This window comes from Texcoconibacillus texcoconensis, assembly GCF_014202575.1.
Taxonomy (GTDB): domain Bacteria; phylum Bacillota; class Bacilli; order Bacillales; family Salisediminibacteriaceae; genus Texcoconibacillus; species Texcoconibacillus texcoconensis.
The window spans coordinates 155,495-179,723 of record NZ_JACHHB010000003.1; the positions used below are offsets into that span (position 1 = coordinate 155,495).

General features: G+C 39.6%; 28 protein-coding genes. 6 read left to right on the forward strand and 22 right to left on the reverse strand.

Annotated elements, in window-relative coordinates; all coding sequences use genetic code 11:
- Positions 1–17: 17 nt before the first annotated feature.
- The 3 genes from ytxJ to HNQ41_RS04525 are packed head-to-tail and all read right to left on the reverse strand — an operon-like array spanning position 18 to position 1,292.
- On the reverse strand, positions 18–350 hold the full coding sequence (ytxJ, locus tag HNQ41_RS04515; RefSeq protein WP_184663234.1) for a bacillithiol system redox-active protein YtxJ: 333 nt from the start codon (positions 348–350) through the stop codon (positions 18–20).
- A gap of 15 nt (positions 351–365) precedes the next feature.
- Positions 366–839, reverse strand: a complete 474-nt coding sequence (locus HNQ41_RS04520) for a YtxH domain-containing protein (RefSeq protein WP_184663235.1) — start codon at positions 837–839, stop codon at positions 366–368.
- On the reverse strand, positions 840–1,292 hold the full coding sequence (locus HNQ41_RS04525; RefSeq protein ID WP_184663236.1) for a DUF948 domain-containing protein: 453 nt from the start codon (positions 1,290–1,292) through the stop codon (positions 840–842). It lies immediately after the preceding gene.
- 201 nt (positions 1,293–1,493) lie between these two features.
- Here HNQ41_RS04525 and HNQ41_RS04530 point away from each other — a divergent pair, with 201 nt between their 5' ends.
- Positions 1,494–2,609, forward strand: coding sequence for an aminopeptidase (locus HNQ41_RS04530; RefSeq protein WP_184663237.1), 1,116 nt, complete (start codon positions 1,494–1,496; stop codon positions 2,607–2,609).
- A 108-nt stretch (positions 2,610–2,717) separates the two neighbouring features.
- Here HNQ41_RS04530 and murC read toward each other — a convergent pair whose 3' ends face one another.
- The 8 genes from murC to HNQ41_RS04570 form a co-directional block, all read right to left on the reverse strand.
- Positions 2,718–4,010, reverse strand: coding sequence for a UDP-N-acetylmuramate--L-alanine ligase (gene murC, locus HNQ41_RS04535; protein WP_184663238.1), 1,293 nt, complete (start codon positions 4,008–4,010; stop codon positions 2,718–2,720).
- 401 nt (positions 4,011–4,411) lie between these two features.
- On the reverse strand, positions 4,412–5,509 hold the full coding sequence (locus tag HNQ41_RS04540; protein WP_184663239.1) for a nicotinate phosphoribosyltransferase: 1,098 nt from the start codon (positions 5,507–5,509) through the stop codon (positions 4,412–4,414).
- A 64-nt stretch (positions 5,510–5,573) separates the two neighbouring features.
- Positions 5,574–5,762 (reverse strand): hypothetical protein, encoded by a 189-nt coding sequence (locus HNQ41_RS04545; protein WP_184663240.1) that lies wholly within the window; start codon positions 5,760–5,762, stop codon positions 5,574–5,576.
- A gap of 274 nt (positions 5,763–6,036) precedes the next feature.
- Positions 6,037–8,547, reverse strand: coding sequence for a DNA translocase FtsK (locus HNQ41_RS16845; RefSeq protein ID WP_343043325.1), 2,511 nt, complete (start codon positions 8,545–8,547; stop codon positions 6,037–6,039).
- Positions 8,548–8,779: 232 nt separating this feature from the next.
- Positions 8,780–9,586 (reverse strand): DUF1444 domain-containing protein, encoded by an 807-nt coding sequence (locus HNQ41_RS04555; protein WP_184663241.1) that lies wholly within the window; start codon positions 9,584–9,586, stop codon positions 8,780–8,782.
- Between the two features lie 40 nt (positions 9,587–9,626).
- Entirely contained in the window at positions 9,627–9,950 is a 324-nt protein-coding gene (locus tag HNQ41_RS04560; protein WP_184663242.1) for a thioredoxin family protein, read from the reverse strand.
- Between the two features lie 15 nt (positions 9,951–9,965).
- A complete protein-coding gene (locus HNQ41_RS04565; RefSeq protein ID WP_184663243.1) occupies positions 9,966–10,973 on the reverse strand; it encodes a PTS sugar transporter subunit IIC in 1,008 nt (335 codons plus the stop codon).
- Between the two features lie 77 nt (positions 10,974–11,050).
- Entirely contained in the window at positions 11,051–11,596 is a 546-nt protein-coding gene (locus HNQ41_RS04570; protein ID WP_184663244.1) for a hypothetical protein, read from the reverse strand.
- Positions 11,597–11,873: 277 nt separating this feature from the next.
- Here HNQ41_RS04570 and HNQ41_RS04575 point away from each other — a divergent pair, with 277 nt between their 5' ends.
- The gene (locus HNQ41_RS04575) at positions 11,874–12,320 is read left to right on the forward strand and encodes a YtoQ family protein (RefSeq protein ID WP_184663245.1); all 447 of its coding nucleotides are present in this window, start codon (positions 11,874–11,876) and stop codon (positions 12,318–12,320) included.
- 85 nt (positions 12,321–12,405) lie between these two features.
- On the opposite strand, the gene HNQ41_RS04580 is transcribed toward HNQ41_RS04575, so the two are convergent.
- On the reverse strand, positions 12,406–12,918 hold the full coding sequence (locus HNQ41_RS04580) for a DUF84 family protein (protein ID WP_184663246.1): 513 nt from the start codon (positions 12,916–12,918) through the stop codon (positions 12,406–12,408).
- Positions 12,919–13,022: 104 nt separating this feature from the next.
- The gene (locus HNQ41_RS04585; protein WP_184663247.1) at positions 13,023–14,096 is read right to left on the reverse strand and encodes a M42 family metallopeptidase; all 1,074 of its coding nucleotides are present in this window, start codon (positions 14,094–14,096) and stop codon (positions 13,023–13,025) included.
- 183 nt (positions 14,097–14,279) lie between these two features.
- Between HNQ41_RS04585 and HNQ41_RS04590 the strand changes: the two genes are divergently transcribed.
- Entirely contained in the window at positions 14,280–14,600 is a 321-nt protein-coding gene (locus HNQ41_RS04590; protein ID WP_184663248.1) for a PepSY domain-containing protein, read from the forward strand.
- A gap of 56 nt (positions 14,601–14,656) precedes the next feature.
- On the opposite strand, the gene HNQ41_RS04595 is transcribed toward HNQ41_RS04590, so the two are convergent.
- Together HNQ41_RS04595 and trmB are read right to left on the reverse strand one after the other, a co-directional pair.
- On the reverse strand, positions 14,657–15,505 hold the full coding sequence (locus HNQ41_RS04595) for a YtnP family quorum-quenching lactonase (RefSeq protein WP_184663249.1): 849 nt from the start codon (positions 15,503–15,505) through the stop codon (positions 14,657–14,659).
- 23 nt (positions 15,506–15,528) lie between these two features.
- Positions 15,529–16,170, reverse strand: a complete 642-nt coding sequence (trmB, locus tag HNQ41_RS04600; protein WP_184663250.1) for a tRNA (guanosine(46)-N7)-methyltransferase TrmB — start codon at positions 16,168–16,170, stop codon at positions 15,529–15,531.
- Between the two features lie 147 nt (positions 16,171–16,317).
- Between trmB and HNQ41_RS04605 the strand changes: the two genes are divergently transcribed.
- On the forward strand, positions 16,318–16,611 hold the full coding sequence (locus HNQ41_RS04605; protein ID WP_184663251.1) for a YtzH-like family protein: 294 nt from the start codon (positions 16,318–16,320) through the stop codon (positions 16,609–16,611).
- Between the two features lie 95 nt (positions 16,612–16,706).
- Here HNQ41_RS04605 and HNQ41_RS04610 read toward each other — a convergent pair whose 3' ends face one another.
- From HNQ41_RS04610 to thpR, 4 genes are all read right to left on the reverse strand, one after another.
- Complete coding sequence (locus HNQ41_RS04610; RefSeq protein ID WP_184663252.1) at positions 16,707–17,516, reverse strand: phosphotransferase family protein; 810 nt, start codon at positions 17,514–17,516, stop codon at positions 16,707–16,709.
- A gap of 252 nt (positions 17,517–17,768) precedes the next feature.
- Positions 17,769–18,104, reverse strand: coding sequence for a hypothetical protein (locus HNQ41_RS04615; RefSeq protein ID WP_184663253.1), 336 nt, complete (start codon positions 18,102–18,104; stop codon positions 17,769–17,771).
- Positions 18,105–18,213: 109 nt separating this feature from the next.
- The gene (locus HNQ41_RS04620) at positions 18,214–19,155 is read right to left on the reverse strand and encodes a hypothetical protein (protein ID WP_184663254.1); all 942 of its coding nucleotides are present in this window, start codon (positions 19,153–19,155) and stop codon (positions 18,214–18,216) included.
- Positions 19,156–19,237: 82 nt separating this feature from the next.
- Positions 19,238–19,792 (reverse strand): RNA 2',3'-cyclic phosphodiesterase, encoded by a 555-nt coding sequence (gene thpR / locus HNQ41_RS04625; RefSeq protein WP_184663255.1) that lies wholly within the window; start codon positions 19,790–19,792, stop codon positions 19,238–19,240.
- Positions 19,793–19,921: 129 nt separating this feature from the next.
- Between thpR and cysK the strand changes: the two genes are divergently transcribed.
- Complete coding sequence (gene cysK, locus HNQ41_RS04630; RefSeq protein WP_184663256.1) at positions 19,922–20,860, forward strand: cysteine synthase A; 939 nt, start codon at positions 19,922–19,924, stop codon at positions 20,858–20,860.
- 63 nt (positions 20,861–20,923) lie between these two features.
- Here cysK and pepV read toward each other — a convergent pair whose 3' ends face one another.
- Entirely contained in the window at positions 20,924–22,336 is a 1,413-nt protein-coding gene (gene pepV, locus HNQ41_RS04635) for a dipeptidase PepV (RefSeq protein ID WP_184663257.1), read from the reverse strand.
- 174 nt (positions 22,337–22,510) lie between these two features.
- Here pepV and HNQ41_RS04640 point away from each other — a divergent pair, with 174 nt between their 5' ends.
- Positions 22,511–22,729: a DeoR family transcriptional regulator gene (locus HNQ41_RS04640; RefSeq protein WP_184663258.1), complete on the forward strand. Its 219-nt coding sequence runs from the start codon at positions 22,511–22,513 to the stop codon at positions 22,727–22,729.
- Positions 22,730–22,812: 83 nt separating this feature from the next.
- Here the strand turns inward: HNQ41_RS04640 and HNQ41_RS04645 are convergent, their stop codons facing one another.
- Together HNQ41_RS04645 and HNQ41_RS04650 are read right to left on the reverse strand one after the other, a co-directional pair.
- Positions 22,813–23,523: a pseudouridine synthase gene (locus HNQ41_RS04645; protein WP_184663324.1), complete on the reverse strand. Its 711-nt coding sequence runs from the start codon at positions 23,521–23,523 to the stop codon at positions 22,813–22,815.
- The gene (locus tag HNQ41_RS04650; protein ID WP_184663259.1) at positions 23,513–24,193 is read right to left on the reverse strand and encodes a hypothetical protein; all 681 of its coding nucleotides are present in this window, start codon (positions 24,191–24,193) and stop codon (positions 23,513–23,515) included. The genes HNQ41_RS04645 and HNQ41_RS04650 overlap by 11 nt, the downstream gene beginning before the upstream one ends.
- Positions 24,194–24,229 lie beyond the last annotated feature (36 nt).

Below are 24,229 nucleotides of genomic sequence, written 5' to 3' on the forward strand. Positions count from 1 at the left end.
CTTTTTGAAGTATCTTGCTATTGAGATGAAACAGCATCACTAAGCGCACTCGTCGTGATGTTAAAATGAGAATCGTGCCACACAGCGCGATCATTTACAATAAGAAGCACCTGTGGTGACTGGTGTTTAACGCTATAATACTCAGCGATTGCATTGGATAAAGGTCTCGCTTCCTGAACATTCAAATAATAAGTCGGCACATTAGCATGGTTATTGGCAAATGTTTCGTAAGCTTTGAATGCTTCATCACTAATCGGACATGTCGTGCTGTTTTTAAACAAGAAAAACGTTTCCTGCTTCTCTTTTACTTCCTTCCAATCGTTTTCGTTTTCGAGCACCTTTAACTCCATGTCTTTTCCCTCACTTTACTTTTCCTCTTCTTGTTGTTCAGCAGATTCTTGAACTTCCTTAGCGAGTTTCTCAACGGAACGCTGTAAATCTTCAACCTCTTTCTTTACTGAAGCTGCGAGTTCTTCGCCGACACCCTGTAAATCTGATGTTAAATCTTCAGCTGAGTCTGTTAATTCATCTACATCCCTCTTGACAGAACTGCTTAATTCTTTCACTTTATCAACAAGGTTTGTCGATTGAGTAGATACAGTTTTCGCCCATTCACTTGTATTTTCACGTGCAGATTGGGCGAATTGGTTTCCTTTTTCAACAGCTGTCGTTTTCAAATCCGATGTCTTATCCCTTGCTACTTTCGCCCCTTCATTTAAATCTCCTCTTAATTCTTTTCCTGATTTCGGTGCCAACAACAAAGCAGTCGATGCACCAATAATCCCTCCAACAAGCGTTCCAATTAACAAATCCTTTGAATTCATGTTCTTATCACTCATTTACGACCCCTCCTTAGATTGATGATGATCGCTAGTCACTGCTTCTTTTTTAGCTTTCCATTTGCTCCACAAGTCAATCATAACATGTCCCCATTGGACAGCTTGTGCGGTATTGTCAGCTTGTTCTTCAGCTTTCACCGATACTCGCTCAGACACATATCTAACAGACTGGTTAACTCGTTGCAAGGAGTCTCCCAACTCCCTTACCGACGTAAACACCGTATCAAGCGATTCAGATTTTGTCTGAATATCATCCGCTAAACGGTTCGTTTTATGTAAAAGCTCTTCCGATTCCTTTGTAATCCCGTCCATCTGTTTTTCCAAACTTTCAACAGTACTTGCGACATTTGTCAACGTTTTTTCTAAGGATTTAAGCGTTCGAATTAAGTAAACGACAAGAAAGGCAAAAGCAATCGCAATGATTGCGATACTTATGTAAAGTAACCAACTCATATTATTATTCACCTCCCACTTTCAGTATGACATTCCCGTTTTTCAAAAGGTGCAAACATAAACAACTACATACGTTTCCTATATTTCGTTATCATCCGGCATAACCCTTCCCGAGAAAAAAATTTTCTGTGACGTGGCCTCATTTGTTCGTTATGATAGAATATGTACCATTAAATAAAGTTTATAAAAGGAGGCAATTCTATGCGTGATCAACGGCTGCAAACGTTAGCCAAAAACCTGATTACTTATTCTATTGATTTGCAAAAAGGAGAAAAGCTACTTATTGAAAATTTTGGTGTCCAAAAAGAGCTTGTTAAAGCACTTGTAGAAGAAGCTTATTCAGTAGGTGGTCTTCCTCTTGTATCATTAAAAGAACCAGAAATTAATCGGACGATCTTAAAAGATGCTACAGAAGAACAGCAACAGTTAACAGCTGAGTTGGAATCATATGCTATGGCACAAATGGATGCTTACATCGGCCTTCGTGCGGGTGATAATATATCTGAACTTTCTGATGTTCCTGCAGAAAAACTGAGCCTCCATTCAAAGACAGTTGGAACGAAAGTCCATCGTGAAATCCGCGTACCTAACACGAAATGGTGTGTACTCCGTTATCCAAGTTCATCGATGGCACAATTAGCAAATATGAGTACAGAGGGTTTTGAAGACTTCTATTTTAACGTATGTAACCTTGACTACAGTAAAATGGAACAAGCGATGGATGCACTTGTCGATTTGATGAATCAAACGGACAAAGTTCAAATCAAAGGGCCAGGTACAGATTTAACATTTTCCATACAAGGAATCCCTGCTGTAAAGTGTGCAGGTAGACTCAATATCCCTGATGGTGAAGTATATACTGCACCAGTCCGTGATTCAATTAACGGCCACATCACATATAACACTTCTTCACCATATCAAGGGTTTACATATGAAAACATATCTTTCACCTTCGAAAACGGAAAAATCATCGATGCTTCTGCCAATGATAACGAACGGATCAACAATGTCCTCGATACAGATGAAGGTGCTCGTTATATTGGGGAATTTGCAATTGGTGTCAATCCTTATATCCTCCATCCAATGCAAGACATTTTATTTGATGAGAAAATCGACGGCAGTTTTCATTTTACCCCCGGACAATGTTATGACGACGCACCAAACGGAAATCAATCAGCCGTTCATTGGGATATTGTTAATATTCAGCGTCCAGAATATGGTGGAGGAGAAATCTATTTTGATGATGTGCTTATCCGAAAAGATGGTCGTTTCGTCATAGACGATTTAAGTGATTTAAACCCTGAACATTTAAAGTAAGTTTGTTTATAATCGATAATATAAAAAACTTTAAAAAGGTCAGCCTACAGTACGTATCAACCATGCGTGGTTGAAAAACGATTGGAGGCTGACTTTTGTGTACTTCCATCATTGTTGTTCATATGCTTGTTGGAACTTTTGAATATCGCCTGCACCCATAAACAACAATACGTCGTGTGCATGGTCCTTTAGTTTAGACATGTCTGTTTGCTCAATGAGCTTCGAACCAGGCAAACGCGCTAATAAATCATCAATCGTTAATTCTCCGCGATTCTCTCTTGCTGATGAGAAAATATCGCATAAATACACATAATCTGCGTCTTGCAAACTGTTCGCAAAATCATCGAGAAATGTTTTTGTTCGTGTAAACGTGTGTGGTTGGAAAATCGCCACAATTTCTCGATTAGGATATTTTTGTTTGGCTGATTCAATCGTTGCGGCAATTTCCGTCGGGTGATGCGCGTAATCATCGATTAACACTTGCGTTCCAAATGACTTTTCACTAAAACGACGTTTGACGCCTGAAAAGGATTGGAGTTGAGCGGCGATCAGTTGTTGGTCAATCCCTTCATAATGACACAACGCAATCACGCCTAAGGCATTTAAGACATTGTGCGACCCAAACGTTGGAATTGTGAATGTGCCATAAAAACTGTTACGCACAAAAACATCAAATTGTGTCCCATCTTCATCAACTTTCACATTACGTGCTTGAAAATCATTATCCGACTCATAACCATAAAACACAACAGGTATTTGTGGCGTTAACTTTTGTAAATGCGGATCGTCACCACACGCGATAATTGCTTTTTCTACTTGATCAGCCATTTCCTCAAATGCTTGAAAAACATCATCTACATCATGGAAGTAATCTGGATGATCAAAGTCAACATTGGTCATCAAGGCATAATCTGGGTAGTAGTGAAGAAAATGACGCCGATATTCGCATGCCTCGAAGACGAAATATTCACTATTTACTTCACCTTTTCCTGTTCCGTCACCAATTAAATAAGATGTCGGTTTTGCCTTTGATAGTACATGAGACAAGAGACCGGTCGTTGATGTTTTGCCATGTGAACCTGTAACAGCAACGCTCGTAAATTGCTTGATAAAAGAACCTAGGAAGTAAGGGTAGCGTTGAACATCAATACCATGTGCTAATGCAGTTTGAATTTCTTCGTGTTCTTCCTTATATGCTGGTGAAGCGATTACCTTGTAATCAGATTGAATATTTTCTTTTTGAAATGAAAGGATTGGGATTCCTTTATTTTCTAAAGGGGTTTGTGTAAAGAAGCGCTTTTCAACATCAGAACCTTGAACACGGTAGCCCATGTCATGCATGATCTGAGCTAAAGCACTCATACCTGCTCCTTTAATACCGATAAAATGATACACTGTCATTTTGGACCTCCACGATCAATTAATCGTATCGCACCAATGCGAACACTTTCTTTTCTTTATAATGTATTGTATCCGTTGTATTTCTATTCCGTGAAAAACATATAAGCTAAATTTAGGCAGACTTATTATAGCAAAATGATTTCACTTCACCAACGGGATATTTCACATTGTGCGAACTTCTATTTATTATGTATTTTCCACATATTACGCCATCATCCATACATCTCATCCTTGTTTGATTACAATCTTTTCTCATCAACGATTTGGGCTACATTAGAGGTACCATATAAAGATGATATAAAGATCATTTTGTTTCCACAAACATACATGTGGATGTATGGTATCTTACAAAACAAAAAGGAGGTTCACAATTAACATGAACCACCTTTAACTTAAAATGGTTAATCAACTCGTTCAAGACGAGGGTTCGGTTGAAAATTTCGCCCTGTTTTCGCCTCATGCTCTCCGTTTAATAAAACATTATCACCTGTAAAACCGATGTTGATTTTTAACAAACTACTACCAACACCATACATATCAATGGGTACACCGATTCTTTCATACTCTTCAATACGCTTTGCGTCAAAACCACCTGATGCGACAATTTTCACATGATAAAACCCTTCAGCATCCAAGGCTTCTCTTAGTGCAAACAGCAATTGCGGGTTTACACCTCGAGGGTCAAAGCGTCCCATCATCTCTGGATTTCGGAAAAAGTATTGATCCACAAGTGTCTTGGAAGTATCGATACGTACAGCGTTCAACTTATCTCCAAATTCACGAGCTACTTTTAAAGAGTCATTGATTACATCATTATTGTAATCTACAAGAGCCATAATATCATCGTCGGGATAAGTTTCGTGATAAGCTTGGGTTGCTTTCACAACATCACCACGAAATAGTTGAATGAGTGCGTGGGGCATCGTCCCCATTCCTTTTTTGCCCCACCATTCATTCATCGCATGTGTCGCTTGTGCTTTGGAGCCACCAATATAAGCTGCATAACCATCTCCTGATTGCTGCGTGAAGTGGTCATCACGATCTCCCATAAAGATGATTGGCTTTTCTTTTCCAGACGTTTTTGCTGCCTTAACAACATTGTACACATTTGTCGCTACAGACGTACGGCGACCTAAAATTCCGTCTATAACCCCTTCAAGAAATCCAAATGACTGATAAGACCCCTCAATTGTTAAAACTGTTTCATAAGGACCGATCTTATCTCCATCCTCCAGAGAATGAATTTCTAAGTCTTCTGGATCTGTAGCGAAAGTTTTAATTAGCGCGATCACTTCATCCGTACCGCATAGCACAGCATGTTCCTTTTGAAAAAATTGCATCGTTACGCGATTATCTGGAATGAAACTTTTAGCGATTTCTTTTGTTTTTAAAAAATATACCGCAGAAAACCAACCATCACCTACTCGTTCATCAAACTTGAACGTTTTATTGGTTAACCGTTTTAATTTCCCTTGCATTTTTAAATCAAGTTCTTTCATAGGTACATTTACTCCTCAATGTTTTCCTTGCTTGATTGATTGATTTCGTATTTTGCTTAATTCCTCAATGGTAAAACGGATCTTGACGGTGTTCTTCAATAACTGCTTCCACAATTTCTTTGACTTCAGCATCTCCAATTTGTTGTAACCCGTTCCTTAAGACAATTTCTTGTTCTAATTCCGTTTCTCTTAATAGGGGTTGTAAGTGTGGCGAGACAAATTGTAAAAGGTTCGCGATTTGAATCTGTTGCATACGATCTCCTCCTTCATAAATGTAGGATGATACGTCTTGCACGTGATTCATTGAAAAAACCTATAAAATTGCCTAATTCCAAGTTCTGCATCGAGTGTTTAACTTTAACATTCTACACTATTAGAGACTGGTCATTTTCCAACAACAATGGATCCAAGGAGCATCTTACAACCTTTGAATGAAACAAAATTATTATAACATATATCCAAGCCATCTTGGATGATCTAATGATCTCCTATGGCTGAATGCACCATCATTATTCATGATAATCATTTTACCCTTTTTGTAATATTGTTGCTTCAAATTGCTCTTTTGTCAAATGAACATCTCTCGGCTTACTACCTTTTGGTTCTGAAACAATTCCTCGTTCTGCCATCATTTCGACGAGTCGAGCGGCTCGATTAAAACCGATACGAAAATGTCTTTGTAATAATGAGGAAGAAGCCATTTGCTGTTCCATCACAAAGTAACATGCATCGATAAATAGTTCATCCTCCGCTTCCCCATCATGTTGATTTTGTTGTAGTTCTTCTTTTTCAAAAAGGTAGTTTGGATTTGCTTGGTTACGCACAAATTCCGTCACACGTTCGATTTCATCATCTGAAACGAATGTACCTTGCAATCGTACTGTAGAAGAAGCACCGTTTTCGTAGAATAACATATCTCCTTTTCCTAGAAGGCGTTCTGCTCCATTCATATCTAAAATCGTTCGTGAATCGACTTGAGACGATACAGAAAAAGCAATTCGAGTTGGAATATTCGCTTTAATTAACCCTGTAATGACATCAACAGATGGACGCTGTGTTGCCACAAGTAAGTGTATCCCACAAGCTCTTGCTTTTTGTGCAATTCGGCAAATGGCGTCTTCTACATCTTGCGGAGATACCATCATTAAGTCTGCTAATTCATCAATGACAACGACGATATAAGGCATTTTTTCATCAGGTTTACCTGATTTCTCACAACGTTCGTTAAATCGGGTAATGTCCCGGCACCCTGTTTCTGAAAAACGTTCATAGCGACGCTCCATTTCACTAACTGCCCATTTTAAAGCTTGGGTTGCTTGCTTTGGATCATTGACCACCGGTGTCACAAGGTGAGGAAGATCATTATATGGTGCCAATTCTACAACTTTTGGGTCAATGAGCAGTAATTTCACTTCTTCTGGGCTCGCTTTATATAAAAGACTTAATAATATTGAATTAATACATACACTTTTACCTGACCCTGTCGCACCAGCAATGAGACCGTGTGGCATTTTTTTCAAATCTGTCACTACTGTCTCACCACCAATATCAACACCTAGAGCAGTTGTAAGTGGTGACTCAGCTTTTTGAAAGTCTGGTGTTCGCAATAATTCTCGTAATGATACAGGCTCACTCACATCATTAGGTACTTCTATCCCTATCGAGCGTTTTCCTGGTATTGGCGCTTCAATACGTATATCTTTCGCTGCTAAATTTAACTTTAAATCATCGCTTAAATTTGTAATTTTATTTACTTTCACACCTGGTTCAGGTTGAATTTCTAAGCGGGTCACCGTTGGGCCTTTCGTAACATCAGTCACTTTGGCCTTTACTTGAAAAGTTGCCAACGTTTCATCAAGTAGTTCACGCTTTTCTTCAAGCCATGAAGCATCTTCATCCGTCGTTTTATTCGGAATGTCTAACAACTGCAAATGCGGGCGAGTAACCCCGTTGCGTTCTTGATTCTGTTTTTTCTTTTCTTTTATGCGATCTCTTTGAAACATCATCACATTTAAAGGAATTGCCTGAGCGTTCGCTTCTTTTTGATCGTTCTCAACTTTATTATTTTCTTTCGATTTTTTCTCCACTTGCTTCGCATGAGCCGATGTTACTTCTTCTTGATCATGATATTCTTGATCATTAGGTTTCATATCATTGATTGTTTCTTGCTTATCTTCTTGTTTACTTTCTATCGGAATAATATTGCTTACTTCAAGCTCCGGCTCACTTTCGTGATAACCTTCTACTTCTTCAAATTCAACCGAGTTGTTTTCCAAGATTTCATCTTCATCTTCTTGAACTTTTTCATTGAGATGTTGACTTTCTCCTTGTTCATATTCGGAAACCCGTGGTTTTACCTCCCAATCGTCTTCGCTGTTGAAAAGCTTTTCTTCCTGTACATATTCGTCTTTTTCCATTTCTAATTGGTCTGTTTCACTAACCTCTTCATGCTCTTCACTTTCTTGGTAAGGGTTGACTTGATCCTTATACTCGCTTGCCTGTTCAAAATTGGCGTTTTGACTGAAGTGTCCTTGTTTACCATCGTATTCAGTTTGTAACGTTTGCTCTAGTTTTTCGTCATCAAAAATAACAGATTTTTGTTTGTTTTGCTTCGATCCAGGCGTTTGAAAGCCGTGGATAGGTGATGGAATATCTCGTACTTGAAAAGGCTGTCTTTCAGATCGATCCTTTGAAGTATTCCATTTCGGTTTATCAGTCGATAAGGGAGGATGTTGTTCAGTTTCACGTTCATTCGAATTTACCTCAGGTCGGGCTTCACTTTGATTAGAAGGAGGCTGCTTTTCTTGTACGCCTTCATCAACATCAAGCGGAAATCGAAAAGAACCGCTTTTTGGATATTGGTGAACAACTTTCGCAGTTTCTTCTCTGTGAACCGATGATATTCTTCCAGACCGAAATGGTACCGGTTGACTTGGTTCTTCCTTCTTTTCTTCAACAGGTTCAGAACTTGTATCCTCTTTTTCAGGGTTAAAATAACTTTGAATGCTTTTAAATAAATGTTGCCATCGCGATGTCACTTTTATCACCTTTTCTTTCTCTATTCAATCAGCACAGTTTGGAGCCATTCAATTATGTAAAATGTGACCATATTTGATTCTATCAAAAATTCCTTGTTTTTGTTGCGCTGATTTGATTTTATAGCAAAAATGCATCGTATCTCTTAGTTCGCACAAAAAGCCACCTTCAATTTCATTCGCTAAGTAAACGAACTTAAAGGTGGCAGCGTTATTTTTATTTAAGACTTTATTTTTATTGTTTACCATCCTGCGGTTTCTTTTGTGCAAGAATAAAGATCGGTTCTAAGTCACCTTCTTCATAGATAAATGGAAGCGCAGTAATAGGCACTCGACCTTCTGAGAAAAATTGGAACACCATTTGAGCTAGTACATCATACCCTCTCTCATTAATGATATCACCGAAAATTAAAACGTCTTGGTGAGGAATGGCCACCGTTAATGTTCCTTCTACTTCACTGGCCATTTTTTGTAACAAACGCTCATCGAGAATACGGCTTGCATCATAACCATCATTTGTATTCAAAAAGTAAAACGTGTTTCCTGCCACTTCATCTTGAGAAAGTTTCTGTGGTAAAGAACGGATGTTAAAGCGAGCGGCTTCCTTTACCGACTCAAAACGAACCCCTTCTTTTTCGAGCATTGACTCATTAATCAGTGTATAAGTTTTACCGTGATCATAAGCATAATAAATTCTTGATTCTGCTGTATGTTCTTCATAGACAAGTGTCTCTCCCTCATCCGTTTCAGTCGGGAAAGATGGCGCGCGTAACACAGGGTAGATATTCGATTCATTGCCTGTTAACTGCACTGTACGTGTCATTGCTGTTAGCGCCTCGCGAACATCATGAACAACTTGTTGAAGTGCTCCCTCTTTATCTTCTTTAAACTTTTCAGTTAATGGCGGTAAAGAAATGGTGACTCCTTTATCAATCGTCTTGTCAACGATACGTAGCTTTTCTGCATCTTTATCGTAAGAAGTCATCCAATGACCTTCTTGCAAATGTTCTTCTAATAGTCGTTTAATTTCAATCGGTTTCATCGTTTCCTCCTATCAACTGACGATTACTCATGTTAAGAGATTATACATTTTTCGGGATACTTTGGAGAAATTGAACAATTTCTTCTTTCGTTTTTCTATCTTTACTCACATAACGGTCCACTTCTTTTCCTTCCTGAAAAACAACAAAGCTCGGAATGCCGAAAATGTCCATTTCTTGACAAACTTCAATAAATTGATCACGATCAACGTATATAAATGTCATATTCGGAAATGTCCCTTCAATCTCTGGTAAATCCGAATCTAACACAACACAATCCGGACACCAATTTGCAGAGAACATCAACACTGTCGTTCCCTTTGCTGTTTCCTCGTTTAATTGTTCCACTGAAGTTAAGTTTTTCATAACCTTTCCTCCTCATCATTGTTGTATCCTCATATCACCATCGCGAATCCACTGTTTTTTGCGCATCCATATCGCTAGTGGCAAACTTACAATCGCTGGAATAAGAAAATGGAAAAAGAGAACTGCTAATGCCACATCAATATGAAAACCCATCGTTTGAAACGTCATAATTTGACCGACAAATCCGCTTGAACCCATGCCTGCACCTGCAGGGTTGTTTTCCATCACGAAGACAGTTGTTGCAAATGGAGCAACTACTGCCCCCGCTACCGTTGGTGGAATGAGTATAAGCGGGTTTTTCACCACATTTGCAATTTGTAACATCGAAGTTCCTATACCTAAAGATAACAAACCTGAAACCCCATTTTCACGAAAACTGCTTATAGCAAAACCAACCATTTGTGCTGTACAACCGACTGTTGCTACACCTGCTGCCACTCCTTCAAGTTCTAACATAATGGCAATCGCTGCACTCGATATTGGTGCTGTCAATGCGAGCCCCATAAGCGTGGCAACAAGAACCCCCATGATGATCGGTTGTTGGTCTGTTGCCCACATGACAAGTTGTCCAAAAGAACGCATGCCAGATTCTACATTCGGGCCTATAAAAGCTGCTATCACTGATCCAACTGTGATCGTCGTTAGAGGCGTTACAATGATATCAATTCTCGTCTCCTTTGATACCATTTTTCCACATTCTGTAGCGATCAGGGCCGTAATATAACTACCAGCTGGTCCGCCTAAATCTTCACCCGCGGCACCTGCAATGGCAGCGGCAAATAACACGAGAGGTGGAGCTTTTAAGCCATATGCAATCGCGACACCAATCGCAGGACCTGTCATACTCATCGCTAATACGCCTACTTCTTCTACGGATGGAAGGCTTAGTTGTTGACCTGTCGTTTCGATAATTAATCCAATAATTAAACTCGAAAATAGTCCTAACGCCATAAAACTTAACGAGCGAACAACGTATGTATGTAGCGAAGGGTTAATCCCTTTTCTTTGCAAAAAAGCTTTCACCTGTACTCCTCCTTTCAGTATATATGTACTAAAAAAAAAGAATAAGAGCAATGCCCTTATTCTAACATACAAATTTATCATTCACTCTTTTCTGCGGAGCGAACGATATCAAACATCTCTTCCGTACCTTCTGCCAAATCACTAATTGGTAGGATTGATGAAATTTTCATTTCATTAAAGCCGATCACAACTTCATAATTTTCACTATCTTCATCGTCACCTTCACCATGATCGTAAGGTTTAATGAATAGGAACGTATCCCCGCCGTCGAAGTTTTCCATTTCTAAAATAAGAGGTTCGTCTTCAATGTTTAACTTCTCTTTTAATCCACCAATGTCTTTAGGCATGTCCATGTATTCATCAGCAAATAAGACATACATGCGATTTCTTTCTTCTATCAAGAGGTTGTTTTCATCTTCTTCATTAATCGTAGCAAAACTTGGTAAATAAAGGTCAAAATTGTCTGTTTCAGTATTTTGTTCTGCAGGTTCTGTCTCAACTTTCTCTGCAAACATTCCTTCAGCGTAATCGATCACTTCTTCTTCTGAAACCGAGCACCCAACTAAAAGTAAACTTAAGGCAGTTGTTAAAAAGAAAAACGTCCACTTTCGTTTGACTAACACGATTGTCCCTCCCACTCCTCAATCTAGGTGTCTGGAGCATCGTATCATTACGACACTTGACATACCCATTACCCCTATAATACTAAGGGAAGTATATGTATGCAATAGTTGCTTCGACATTATTTAACACAATGTTACACCTTCAAGGGTCTAAGAATAAAAAATCATTGTGAAGCAAGTAATCATTATTATGCAAACAATGAATTTCATTCAGAACTAGAGAATTTTCCAAAATTTGATTAAACTGTAATTACATCATATAAAAGGAGTGGTCGAGATGAGACTTACCGTTTACTTAGCAGGTCAAATTCATGATGATTGGCGTCGTGAAGTGAAAGAAAAGGCAGAAAGCAAAGGGTTACCTGTCGATTTTGTCGGTCCGATGGACAACCATGAACGCTCCGATAATATTGGGGAAGAGATACTCGGAGAACAACCTAATGCCATTTATAAAGATGAAGTGGCATCGAGAATGAACAACTTACGTACGCAAGTATTACTAGAAAAATCTGACATCGTCCTTGCTTTCTTCGGAGAAAAATATAAACAGTTTAATACAGCGATGGATGCTGCGACTGCTATTTCCATTGGGAAGCCGCTCATTCTTATTCGTCCAGAAAACTTACACCATCCATTAAAAGAACTTTCTCAAAGAGCGAATGTAACTGTGGAAAATATCGATCAAGCTCTACAAACGATTCAATATATTTTTGACACAGAATAATCCGACTACTTAAAGGTTGTACAATGAAAGTCTGCTTTCAGGCTTTCATTTACGACCTACAGTTTGGTCGTTTATTGACAGCAATTTATTTTTTAGAAAATGACCATTGTCCAAACAATCCTCGTACAATCATTTCAAATAAATCTGTACGAGATACGAAACCGTTGGTAAGAATCCCTACAGTCCCCTCGTTTTTACTCACTTGATGCTTGTGCGTCCACTGATCAATCGCCTCCCCTAACGTATGTCCTGAACGGATTAGATGCGCAACATCCTTTGGGATTGGAAGTCCTAGTCCAGAAGTGAAAAACAACTGACCATCATCTGTTTTTAAAGCTCCCCAATTACAAAGCCACATCGAATCATCTTCATCGACAATCCCTCCTTCTAACCCGATTGCAGCCATCGCATGAGATGAAGATAGGGCACCTTCAGCTCGATTGGCTGCACCTCGTTTTGTTTCATTCTGAGAATATGGTTGCTCTGAGACAAAGGACGGCACATCTTGACTATATACTTCATAACCGTATGGCTGAAAAACACGACTTACGGCATTGATTTTCACTCGATTTGTTGAGCCTACTACGATTGATTTCACCTTTTCACCCTCTTTAAAATTTCCCTTTATCAAAAAAACGACGCCTCCCCCCATCTACAAATAAAAATGGGTGAGAACGTCGCTTACGTCGAGATGAGCGACTTTTATGTATTCGCTCGAATCGTATCCAAGGCATTGCGATCTGTTTTTTTCGCTAGTTTAACAATCAATTCTTTTGCCGCTTCATAGTCATCGACGTGAACAATGCTCGCTGATGTATGAATATAACGTGAGCATATACCGATAACAGCTGAAGGGACACCGTTATTTGCCATATGAACACGCCCTGCATCTGTTCCACCTTGAGAAATAAAGTATTGATACGGAATATCTTCTGATTCTGCTGTATCAAGAACAAATTCACGCATACCGCGATGGGTGATCATCGTCCGATCAAAAATTCGTAAAAGCGCTCCTTTACCAAGGTGACCAAAAGCATCTTTACCACCTGTCGCATCATTAGCTGGACTTGCATCAAGTGCGTAAAACACATCAGGTTGTATCATGTTTGCAGCGACTTGAGCACCTCTTAAACCTACTTCTTCTTGTACTGTAGCTCCTGAATAAAGAATATTAGGTGTATTTTCCCCTTGCAACTCCTTAAGAAGTTCAATTGAAAGACCTACACCGTAACGGTTATCCCATGCTTTGGCAAGAAGCTTCTTCTCATTGGCCATTTTTTCAAGCGGGCAGATAGGAACAATTTGTTGACCCGGCTTAATACCAATTCTTTTCGCATCTTCGCGGTCATCCGCACCAATATCTATGTACATATTCTTAATATCCATTGGTTTATTTCGTTTTGACTCATCTAAGAGGTGGGGTGGCGTTGAACCTACGACACCAGTAACTGGTCCTTCATCGGTTATAATTTGGAACCGTTGTGCTAATAATACTTGGCTCCACCACCCACCTAATGTTTGAAAGCGAATTAACCCTTTCTCGGTAATTTGTGTCACCATAAATCCGACTTCATCCATATGTCCGGCAACCATGACTCGTGGTCCTTGTTCGTCTCCCTTCTTCACACCGAACACACCACCTAGACGATCTTGGATCACGTCATCCGCGTACTTTTCTAACTGGTTGCGTACGTATGCTCGAACGTCGTGTTCAAACCCTGGTGCTCCTGGGATTTGGGTTAATGTTTTAAACATTTGATATGTTTCTTCTCTCATGACAAACTCACTCCCACACGATTTATAATATGTATGTCCTTATTTTATCGGAAGAATTCTTTCATTTCCACTTTTCAAAAGAATTCTTGTCTATCTTGACCACAATTTGGCATTTCGTACATCGTCCGATATACTAAAGATGATGTCACTCGTTTACGATTCTAAAGAAAATGAGGTGTTGATATGAGTTTAAAACGATTTATTTTTGGATTAGGTGTAGGTGCTGCTGCAGGCTACCTACTGAAAAATCAAATCGAACAGTCCGGCGTTCAAATGTCACCTGAAAAAGCATTACGAGAAGTGAAACGACACGTTGAATCGATTGGTACCATCGATGGCACTTGGATCCATATGGTTCCCGAAACGTATACCCAAAACCAACTTGACTACGATGTGTACCGAGGTGGTGTGTCATGCACAACAGATGATGAGTTGAAAACATTCGAGTTCCTCGTTGATGCTTCAACGGGAACCGTTTTACGGCTATATGAACAAGAATCATAATCCGCGCATAATGAAACGCCCTTTATTGATTAAGCAAAGGGCGTTCTCTTCTTCATTTACTTCCGCTGTCTTTCAAGTGATCCGATGACACTTCCATTTTCATCCAACTTCAGCGCACGGTATTTATAATCATGGTAAAACAAAAACCACGCGTTCTGTTTTATCGCAGGTAATAAATGCTCTTGCTTCATAGCAATCGAATCCATTGGATAATCATCAAACGCTAATACCCAAAGGGCATTTTGGTGTGCGTGGGTCGGCATTAAATCCGCCATATGCACGATGTGTTCACCTTTGCGGTCAATCTTTAAAATCGCATGACCTGCACTATGTCCCCCTGTATGGATTAAACGAATGCCTTCTACAACTTCATAAACATCCTCATAAGTTTCCACTTGGTGACGGATCGGTTTCCAATTCATTTCAAAATACGTACTTCTGGAGCGGATATTCGGATGTAATAACTCTTCCCATTCCGTTTCTTGAACAATCACCGTTGCATTTTCAAATGTCGGAACAAGTTCACCAACTTCATTATAACGAGCTAAGCCACTAGCATGATCAAAATGCATATGCGTCATTAGGACGGTATCAATATCCCGACAAGTTAACCCTAAATGTTGTAAACTTTCTTCAAGCTTTGCTTCCTCAAAAATACCAAAATTGCGCATTTGTTTGTCGGTAAATTTACGATTGCCTATACCCGTATCAATCAAAATGTTTCTACCTTCTACTTGCAATAAAATCGGGTCTGTACGCAACTCAACTTGGTTTTGCTCATTACACGGGTATTTTTTACTCCAAAGCGGTTTTGGGACGACTCCGAACATCGCACCACCGTCCATATGTGTGACACCGCCATTCAACCATGTAAACGTCATATCCCCTCTTTGGAATTGTTCCAACATACCCACTCCTTACGTGTTCATTACGAAGGGAAAGAAGCTTCACAACGATATATTCGATTCCCTCGCTCTGAAAACTTTTCCTCATATTCAGTCATTACATTAAATGATATGTCGCTATTGTGTAAATCTAAACTAATGTTTTGTAACTTTAAACCGTACTTAGAAAAGCTTTCGAGTGAGTATTCAAATAAGCCTTGATTATCTGTTTTAAAATGAACTTCACCTTTCGGCTTTAACACTTCTTGGTACATTGATAAAAAACCTTCATGAGTGAGTCGGCGTTTTGCGTGACGCACTTTCGGCCAAGGGTCAGAAAAGTTGAGATAGAGTTGATCAATTTCCCCTTCAGCAAAAAAAGAACGTAATTCTTGCACATCTTCATTTAAAAATACAAGATTTGGTAAATTCGCTTTTTCTGCACGTTCAATCGCACTTACGATCACGCTATCAAATTTCTCAATACCAATAAAGCAAACATCTGGGTATGCTTGAGCCATTTCAGTTAAAAACTTTCCTTTCCCCGTCCCTACTTCGACATGGATAGGACCATTATGATTAAAATAAGCCGCCCATTCTCCACGGTATTCTGACGGATTTGGCGGAACAATATTTGGGCTGTTAGCGATTTTTTCTGCCGCCCAAGGTTTGTTTCTTAAACGCATTTTTTTCACCTCTGTTTGTACATTTATGAATAACCCTCTAATTATCACTGTTCATCATGCGAGGGAAATTTAAGCAAGTATCAAATAATACAAGGTCGGACATTCCTAAAAAGAGTGTTAATGAATTGATGAGGAGGATGTGTTTCAATGCCAATGAACGAACATCATCAATTACAACTATTGATGGATATTTTAACAAACCAACAACAAGAGCACTTTGGCACTCACGATGAGCTTGTTCAAATGGAACAATTAGCAAGCTCTCTCTTGAAAAAAGATACTGTAGATGATGAGTTAAAACCTGTGCTCATGGCGATTGAACAGTACTGTCACCAACACTTACAAACTGGAGAGCAACAATTACATTCTACAGAAGAAATTAGTCAATGGCATCAAGCCATTTTCCGTCATGAACAAGCAAACCATACACCGTTTCCTTGATGGCTTGACTATTTTTTAAGGTTATAAAAAGGGCTGAAGCTTTCTTCGGCTCAGCCCTTTCAAATCATCGTTTCAATATCATAGTAAAGAGAGCCTTAATTTTGCGCTCCTTCGAACTGTTCTTTCGTTTCTGTAATCAATGATTGCAACCCATTTGTCCATCGAATCACTTCTGAATATGCTTCTCGTTCTGTATGCCAAATGATCGCTTCAACGGATTGAGAGATCATATACCAAAGCATTCTTTGATATAAGTCTTTCGTAAACGCTATTCCATATGCTTCAAGCCACTTTTCCCAATCTGATCGAGGTATATATGAATATAATAGCAAACTAATATCAAAAGCAGGATCAGCAACCATCGCTCCGTCCCAGTCAATTAAGTAAAGACTTCCATCGTGACTAACCATCCAATTGTTATGATTCACATCACAGTGACATACAACCATTTCATTCGATTCGACTCGGTTCGCGTATTTATATAAAAGCATCATTGCATCATCGATATGATCATTTTGCACATCTTGCTCCGCAAGCACCATTTCTAACCCTTTTAAAATTGAAAAAGGGGTTAACGGCTTATTTCCCATTCGTTTAAACATTTCCAATAGTTCAGTAGAACGGTGAATGGTACTTAACAGTTGTGCAACTGCCGTTTGGTTCATTTCTGATTGTTCAAGCCTTCTCCCGTTGATCCAACGCTGTGCAGTAATGACATCGCCATTTTCCAGGCGTTTTGTCCAAAGAAGTTTCGGGACAATACCTTCAGCGGATAATACGGCCAAAAACGGGGAAGAATTTCGCTTTATAAACAATTTTTGATCGCCCTGCTGAGCGATATACGCTTCACCAGTCGCCCCTCCAGCAGGATGCAACTGCCACCCTTCTCCTAAGAAATGTTTCAACCAATTCACCCTCAATTTCGTCTAGACTTGATGAATATAATCACAATCGCCAAATCAAAGGCTTTGTGATCAACGCCGTTCCCGCTCGCTTAGCCTTCCCGAAAGGTCTTACTTTCTGCACGTTCATGACGTCCTCAACGTTTATAACCATCCCTTTTTAACTTCCTAAAAGGGAAAAGTCTTTTATCATTGTAAAAAAGAATCCTTCTTTGTTCAACTTAAGAACCAAAATTTTTAGTTCTTCAACTCAAGTCATGGACTCTGCTCTTTAGCCCAACCTAGAAGGTCATCATTAATATAGCGCCACTCTTCGATCGTCATGGCTGGTAAAATTTGCACGAGTGAGCTTTCACTCTTGTGATAGCCGATTTTCTCCTTCAAGTCTTTTTTTGCATCTTTAAACCGTGTTGCAAAGCAGACTGTCTCTGGCCATTCCTGCACGTATAAGGCTACGCCAATCGTTCCTACCCAATCATACTCTTTGCGTACATAAATGGTGTACTGATCATTTCGTTTATTATGAGCAGGTTGATGTTTCTCAGTGCTAATCACGCTTCCCCCTTTTTTTATAACATCAATAAATGTCATTATTTCTCTCTCCGTCATATAAGGTGAATGCTTGACGTATTATACGATGTAAAAAGACAGATTTCAATCACTTTAAGACGCTTTGTTAACATCCTACACCGTTTTTTCATTAAAAGTCTTCATCATCACTATTTTCGCTTTTATCTGTCGTTGTCATACAATGGAATAATAAATGCTCAACAGCTTTTAATTGATTGTGCTTCACAGGTGAACCATGTCTAATCAATGACTGACGCCATTGATAAAGCGAGCGCTTATCAATATGACGTACAGTTGGGTGAACATCAACTCGGTCAATGAAGCTATCTTGAGCAAGGAATACGCCTTTCAGACGAATGTCACTGCCTATTTCTTGAAGTATTGGTGAAATCACCGTTCGCATCCGTTTCAAACGGATCATCGGATTTAAAATACGTTGGCGGTCTTCTCCGACTTCTTTCACCCAATAGCGCTCACTTTCGTAACGATAAATTGTTTGATCATCCCCAGGGAGTGGAACAATCATTTGTATATCAGTTGGTGTTACAAGCAAAATATCTAACTCAATGGGTGCTTTATTTGACTGGAAGATCGGATAGTAAAATAAAAACATGTTATCTGGACACTCTTTTACAAAACGAGATAACCAAGGGTCATGATAATATGCTTTTTTAACACGAGACTTTTCCGTTATTGTAGAACTCGCCCAACTAATTTGAAAATGAAAAATCTCATCGAGAAAAGCTTGTTTTAATGCTTGTTCAGAAGAACGATAGGAAGATGGTTTCTCTGACTTTACATTTACTTCATCTATCTTTTTCCCATTACCTCGTTGGAATGGAAGCCATGACTTTATGCGAGACAACGATTTCCATAATGGTTTTGTCTCCCCTTCAGCAGTAACTTCATAAGCATCTTCAATGCTTTCGTTTAGCTGATTGTCATGGTGCCCCCACTCTGCTTGCATTCGTTTCCAACGTTCTTTCTTTAGCCGAACAAGTTGACTTGGATAACGATACATATCCAATTCATACCTAGACACATAGTCTTCCAGCTTCACAAGATGAGCCACTGATTCTCCTCCTCATATAAAACGAACTCCATTATTCCTCTACTTATTTTACCATAATCATCGTTCATTTCGCTCTGAATCGTTATTTAATTGAAATGTTAGACACTTTCTTATACATAGGTTCTTTTGTCGGGCTGACTGTAAATATACAAACATTTTCAACATTCCAAGTCATTGGTTCTAGCGTGAGGTTTTGACGATCAATCGCAAAAGAAGACGACGAACGTTTATTTTTTTTCGCTAACGTAATATGGGGACGAAAAGGTCGCTTGTCCACAGAATAGCCCTCATTTTGTAACATCGTCTGAACTTGTTGGTGCAAATCATTTAGGGCCGCTTGTTCTTCAATTCCACCCCATACAACGCGTGGCTCACTAACCGAACCAAAAATACCGACATGAGATAAGGTTAGTGAAAAGGGACTCATTTGTTCAGCTATTTTTCTTATTTGATGGTCTAATCGATCACGCCCCTCATCAGAAACGCCTCCTAAAAAAGCAAGCGTAATATGAAAGTCGTCTATATGGGTGCATCTCTTAAAATGTTCAAAAACATTTAACTGTTCTTGCTTCGTCACCAACAATGACCTTACTTTATCGGGTAATGGCAACCCGATAAATGTATGTTCCCCACTCATGTACTACCTCCTTTTGTCGCTTGCAGCTTACTTATGATAAAATAAAGGTTAGATAACTGATCATACTGATCAACTTTATGAACGAAATGTTGAACTAACATTGTAACCGATTAAAAGGATGTGATAACAATGCGCGTTGTAGAAAATATGGCTGAATTGATCGGCGATACACCTGTTGTTAAACTTAATGAGTTACCAGATGCCAATGGTGCTGACGTTTACTTAAAGCTCGAATTCATGAATCCTAGTGGGAGTGTTAAGGACAGAGCTGCTTTTAATATGATCGTTGAAGCTGAAAAACAAGGTTATTTAAAACCAGGTTCTACCATTATCGAGCCTACATCAGGAAACACTGGAATTGGCCTTGCCATGAATGCCGCTGCTCGCGGTTATCGAGCAATTCTTACGATGCCAGACACAATGTCTCAAGAAAGAATTAACCTCTTAAAGGCATATGGCGCTGAAGTTGTACTCACCCCAGGAGAAAAGAAGATGCCTGGTGCCATCGAAAAAGCACACCAACTTGTAAAAGAGATTGACGGTAGTTTTATGCCAATGCAATTTGAGAACGAGTCAAACCCTGATGCCCATCGTAAAACAACGGCTCGTGAAATAGAAAAAGCTGTAGAAACGATTGGTAAACCTCTTGCTGCATTCGTTGCTGCATCCGGAACAGGTGGGACTGTCACAGGTACAGGTGAAGAATTAAGAAAGTCATTCCCTGATGCGACCGTTCACGTTGTTGAACCAAAAGGGTCTCCTGTTTTATCTGGTGGAAAACCAGGCCCTCATAAACTCGTCGGTACAAGTCCAGGATTCATACCACCAATCTTAAACCAAGACGTATACGACGAGATTTTAACGATTACTGACGAAGATGCTTATCGTATTACACACCAACTCGCTTCCAAAGAAGGGATCCTCGTCGGACCGTCATCTGGAGCTGCTTGTTTTGCTGCCCTTGAAGTCGCTAAACAGAAACGTTCAGATGAAGTCGTCATCGCCATTGCATGTGATACTGGTGAACGTTACTTATCGACTGATTTATTTGATTTTGATAAGTCTTAATACTGAAGGGTCAGGCCCATGTGGTCAGACCCTTTTATTATTTTCTTTTTGAATATGTATGATTCACTGCGTCTCGTTGGCCAACTCATAGATTGCTTGTGCATAAATCGCGGTCATAGCTAATAGATCATCAACATGAATATATTCATCAACTTGGTGGGCTACATCGTCTCTTCCTGGAAAAACTGGTCCGAAAGCAACACCCTTTTTCAAAGCACGAGCATAGGTTCCACCACCAATTGCTAGTAAATCACTGTTTCCCTGCGCTTGTTCATAAATGGATGCGAGCGTTTTAACGAGTGGATCTTTAGGATCTATATAATGAGGACGTTCGTGGGAATGGATGTCCATCTGCCAACCATCTTCACGAAAGTGGTCCGCTATTCTTTCTATCATTCGATCACCATCTATGCCATTCGGATAACGAATATTTAAACCAAGCTTTCCTTTTCCTTCACACCACTCAATGACCCCTGCATTGACACTAACACTTCCAAGCTCAGAGTCAGAATGAGCAATCGCCATTTTCTCCCCGTATGGGTCGTCTATAATGGTATTGATGAGTTTTTCAAGAAATAGCATATCCCCTTTTGATAATGGCTGCTCTCTTAAAAATGTTGCTAGGTAAAACCCTGCATTCTCCCCTTTTTCGGGCGTACTACCATGGGCAGCCTTCCCATTCACTACAAGGTGAACTTGATGATGATCTATGAGCTCTGCTTTGCCTTTCAGTTTCCTTTGATCTAAAAAGTTTTCAAAACGATCTATGAGCTCATTTGCTAAATGGCCTTCTACATAAACTTCTGCTTGATCTGGGACCATGTTCAGGCGTTCACCCGCTCTCATTTCCTTCATACAAAGAGCTTCGCTTTCAACATTCATTGCTTCTAAATGATAGCCTAGTTCGATATCGATGATTCCCTTTTCAGCATATATAACAGGAAATGATGCATCCGGTACAAAACCTACATGAGGCATTTGTTCATGACGAAAGTAATGGTCAACACACTCCCAATCCCTTTCTTCATCAGTTCCTAAAATCAATCTTACCCTTCGTTTTAAGGGCAGATTCAACTCTTTAATGATTTTTAAAGCATAAAAAACAGCCATCGTGGGCCCTTTATCATCAACAGCTCCACGCGCAAATAATTTTCCGTCTCTTACCTCAGCTTGAAATGGAGGAGACGTCCACCCTTCATTTGCTGGAACAACATCCAAATGACCTAGAACGCCTACAATTTCCTCACCATCACCATATGTAATGTGCCCTGCGTACCCATCGATATTTTTCGTTTCAAAGCCAGATTGATAACCATGATGAAGCATGAAAGATAAAGCTTCTGCAATCGGCTTTCCAAAAGGAGCACCTAGTACAATCGATTCTTCTTCATAGGTACTTTCAATATTTAGCAAATCCATTGTATCTACCAATAAGTCATTTTTCCGCTTTTTTACTTCCTCTATCCAATCAATCATTATGTTAAACTCCCTTCTTTTAAAAATACCGCGCCCTAACAGTAAATAATGTATTGTCTTTGCGATTTTTCAGAAATTCAGTTAAAATAGATATAGCCTTGGACGGAATATGTGGCCAACCCATATCGTTATATGATGCCGATCACCGTCCTTAACCTTTAAAGGAGTGGTTTTTTGAAGCCTTCGACTGACCGGATGTTGACCCGGATCAAATCGATCTACCTTTACATTAAAGAGAAAGGGACCGTGACGACAAACGAATTAGTTGAAGAATTCGGTACGACAAAGCGAACCATTCAGCGCGATTTGAATGTACTCGAGTATAACGACCTTGTTCACAGTCCGAGCCGTGGCCTATGGACAGCAAAGAAACGGGACACGAACGTTTCCTAACAAAAAAATCAGGTAAACAAACTTTGAAAGGCCAAAGAAGACCTCTCTTCTTTAGCCTTTTTTCTTTGTACATAACTTTCTTGCTAAGCCTCCGCTTTTAACATCTCATACTCTTCTTCCGTCAAATCACGGTATTCACCTGGTTCTAGGTCTTCATCTAGCTGTAACGAACCCATCGCTTCTCGCTTTAAACGGACGACACGATTTCTGCGAGCAGCAAACATCCGCTTCACTTGATGGTACTTCCCTTCATAGATTGTGACTTCTACAACATCCCCATTTTCATTCTCGGAACATAGTTCTGCTGGTTTTGTCACATAGCCATCGTCCAATTCAATCCCTTGCTGAAAAGCTTCTATATCTCCATCTTTTAAAGGCTCTGCTAACCAAGCACGATATTTCTTCGGAACGTGCCTTTTCGGTGATGTCAATTGGTGCGCAAACTTTCCATCATTCGTAATGAGCAACAAGCCTGTTGTATCTTTATCTAAGCGACCAACGGGAAACGGCTCATACCTTACATCTTCTGGTTCAAGGATATCAATGACCGTTTCTTGGTTTATATCTTCTGTCGCTGACAAAAGACCATCAGGTTTGTTCATCATTAAATAAATATAAGGTTTGTATTCAACTTCTACACCAAAAACTTTTACTTCTTGCTCATCTGGGTCTACATGCATTTTTCCATCCTTGGCAACTATACCATCGACGGTCACACCACCTTTTTTGAGCGTTTTTTTCACTTCTTTTCTTGTTCCAAATCCGCTATTCGCTAATAGTTTGTCAAGTCTCATCACGTTCTTTTACCTCCTGCAAAACACGTTGTCCAAACGTACCAAGTTTCCCTTGATGATACGCTTTCGTTACTCCTAAAACAATTTGCCGACTTGCATAATCGATGATTTGATCATCAATCGATTGCTCTTTTAATTCTTTTTGTAACATCGTTACCATTTCAATCGTTCTTTTTGTTGCTAAGCGGTTCACTTCTAAAACGTCTTCTTCTGCTCCTTCAATAACAGTCATATTTTTCCCTAACAATGCTTGAACATGTTCTCTGTCCTTTTTGTGTACGGGTGTTACAACAGCTAACCCTTCACCGTCTTCCTTTAATTGATCAGCTTGGGTCACAAATTTGCACGCAACAACGCGCTGGCCCTCTTTTAAATAAGGGATGACATCACTTTGCGTCGCTTTTGTCACTGGCAAATAAAATGTAGCATTACCTGGAAATTCCTCTGCGTATGTAGACAAAAACGTCTTTAGTGCTTGCACAGGTAAAAATAACCACACGTGCTCATAAGCAGCAAATTGATCACTTTCTATGCTGACAATACGTTGATCGTTTTCTTGTGCAGTTCTTATCCGTTCTTGCGTTCGATTGTAAATTGCAACCTGCGCAGATGGCGGCATTAAAGTTAACAAAGCTTGAGGTAATCGCCCATACCCGATAAACAAATCCATAACACAGCCCCCTTAAGTAGAAAGAAAAAAGGGAGC

Coding starts and splice junctions, on each gene's coding strand:
- ytxJ (WP_184663234.1), bottom strand. CDS start 350: ATGGAGTTAAAGGTGCTCGAAAACGAAAACGATTGGAAGGAAGTAAAA.
- HNQ41_RS04520 (WP_184663235.1), bottom strand. CDS start 839: ATGAGTGATAAGAACATGAATTCAAAGGATTTGTTAATTGGAACGCTT.
- HNQ41_RS04525 (WP_184663236.1), bottom strand. CDS start 1,292: ATGAGTTGGTTACTTTACATAAGTATCGCAATCATTGCGATTGCTTTT.
- HNQ41_RS04530 (WP_184663237.1), top strand. CDS start 1,494: ATGCGTGATCAACGGCTGCAAACGTTAGCCAAAAACCTGATTACTTAT.
- murC (WP_184663238.1), bottom strand. CDS start 4,010: ATGACAGTGTATCATTTTATCGGTATTAAAGGAGCAGGTATGAGTGCT.
- HNQ41_RS04540 (WP_184663239.1), bottom strand. CDS start 5,509: ATGAAAGAACTTGATTTAAAAATGCAAGGGAAATTAAAACGGTTAACC.
- HNQ41_RS04545 (WP_184663240.1), bottom strand. CDS start 5,762: ATGCAACAGATTCAAATCGCGAACCTTTTACAATTTGTCTCGCCACAC.
- HNQ41_RS04555 (WP_184663241.1), bottom strand. CDS start 9,586: ATGAAACCGATTGAAATTAAACGACTATTAGAAGAACATTTGCAAGAA.
- HNQ41_RS04560 (WP_184663242.1), bottom strand. CDS start 9,950: ATGAAAAACTTAACTTCAGTGGAACAATTAAACGAGGAAACAGCAAAG.
- HNQ41_RS04575 (WP_184663245.1), top strand. CDS start 11,874: ATGAGACTTACCGTTTACTTAGCAGGTCAAATTCATGATGATTGGCGT.
- HNQ41_RS04585 (WP_184663247.1), bottom strand. CDS start 14,096: ATGAGAGAAGAAACATATCAAATGTTTAAAACATTAACCCAAATCCCA.
- HNQ41_RS04590 (WP_184663248.1), top strand. CDS start 14,280: ATGAGTTTAAAACGATTTATTTTTGGATTAGGTGTAGGTGCTGCTGCA.
- trmB (WP_184663250.1), bottom strand. CDS start 16,170: ATGCGTTTAAGAAACAAACCTTGGGCGGCAGAAAAAATCGCTAACAGC.
- HNQ41_RS04605 (WP_184663251.1), top strand. CDS start 16,318: ATGCCAATGAACGAACATCATCAATTACAACTATTGATGGATATTTTA.
- HNQ41_RS04615 (WP_184663253.1), bottom strand. CDS start 18,104: ATGACATTTATTGATGTTATAAAAAAAGGGGGAAGCGTGATTAGCACT.
- thpR (WP_184663255.1), bottom strand. CDS start 19,792: ATGAGTGGGGAACATACATTTATCGGGTTGCCATTACCCGATAAAGTA.
- cysK (WP_184663256.1), top strand. CDS start 19,922: ATGCGCGTTGTAGAAAATATGGCTGAATTGATCGGCGATACACCTGTT.
- pepV (WP_184663257.1), bottom strand. CDS start 22,336: ATGATTGATTGGATAGAGGAAGTAAAAAAGCGGAAAAATGACTTATTG.
- HNQ41_RS04645 (WP_184663324.1), bottom strand. CDS start 23,523: ATGAGACTTGACAAACTATTAGCGAATAGCGGATTTGGAACAAGAAAA.
- HNQ41_RS04650 (WP_184663259.1), bottom strand. CDS start 24,193: ATGGATTTGTTTATCGGGTATGGGCGATTACCTCAAGCTTTGTTAACT.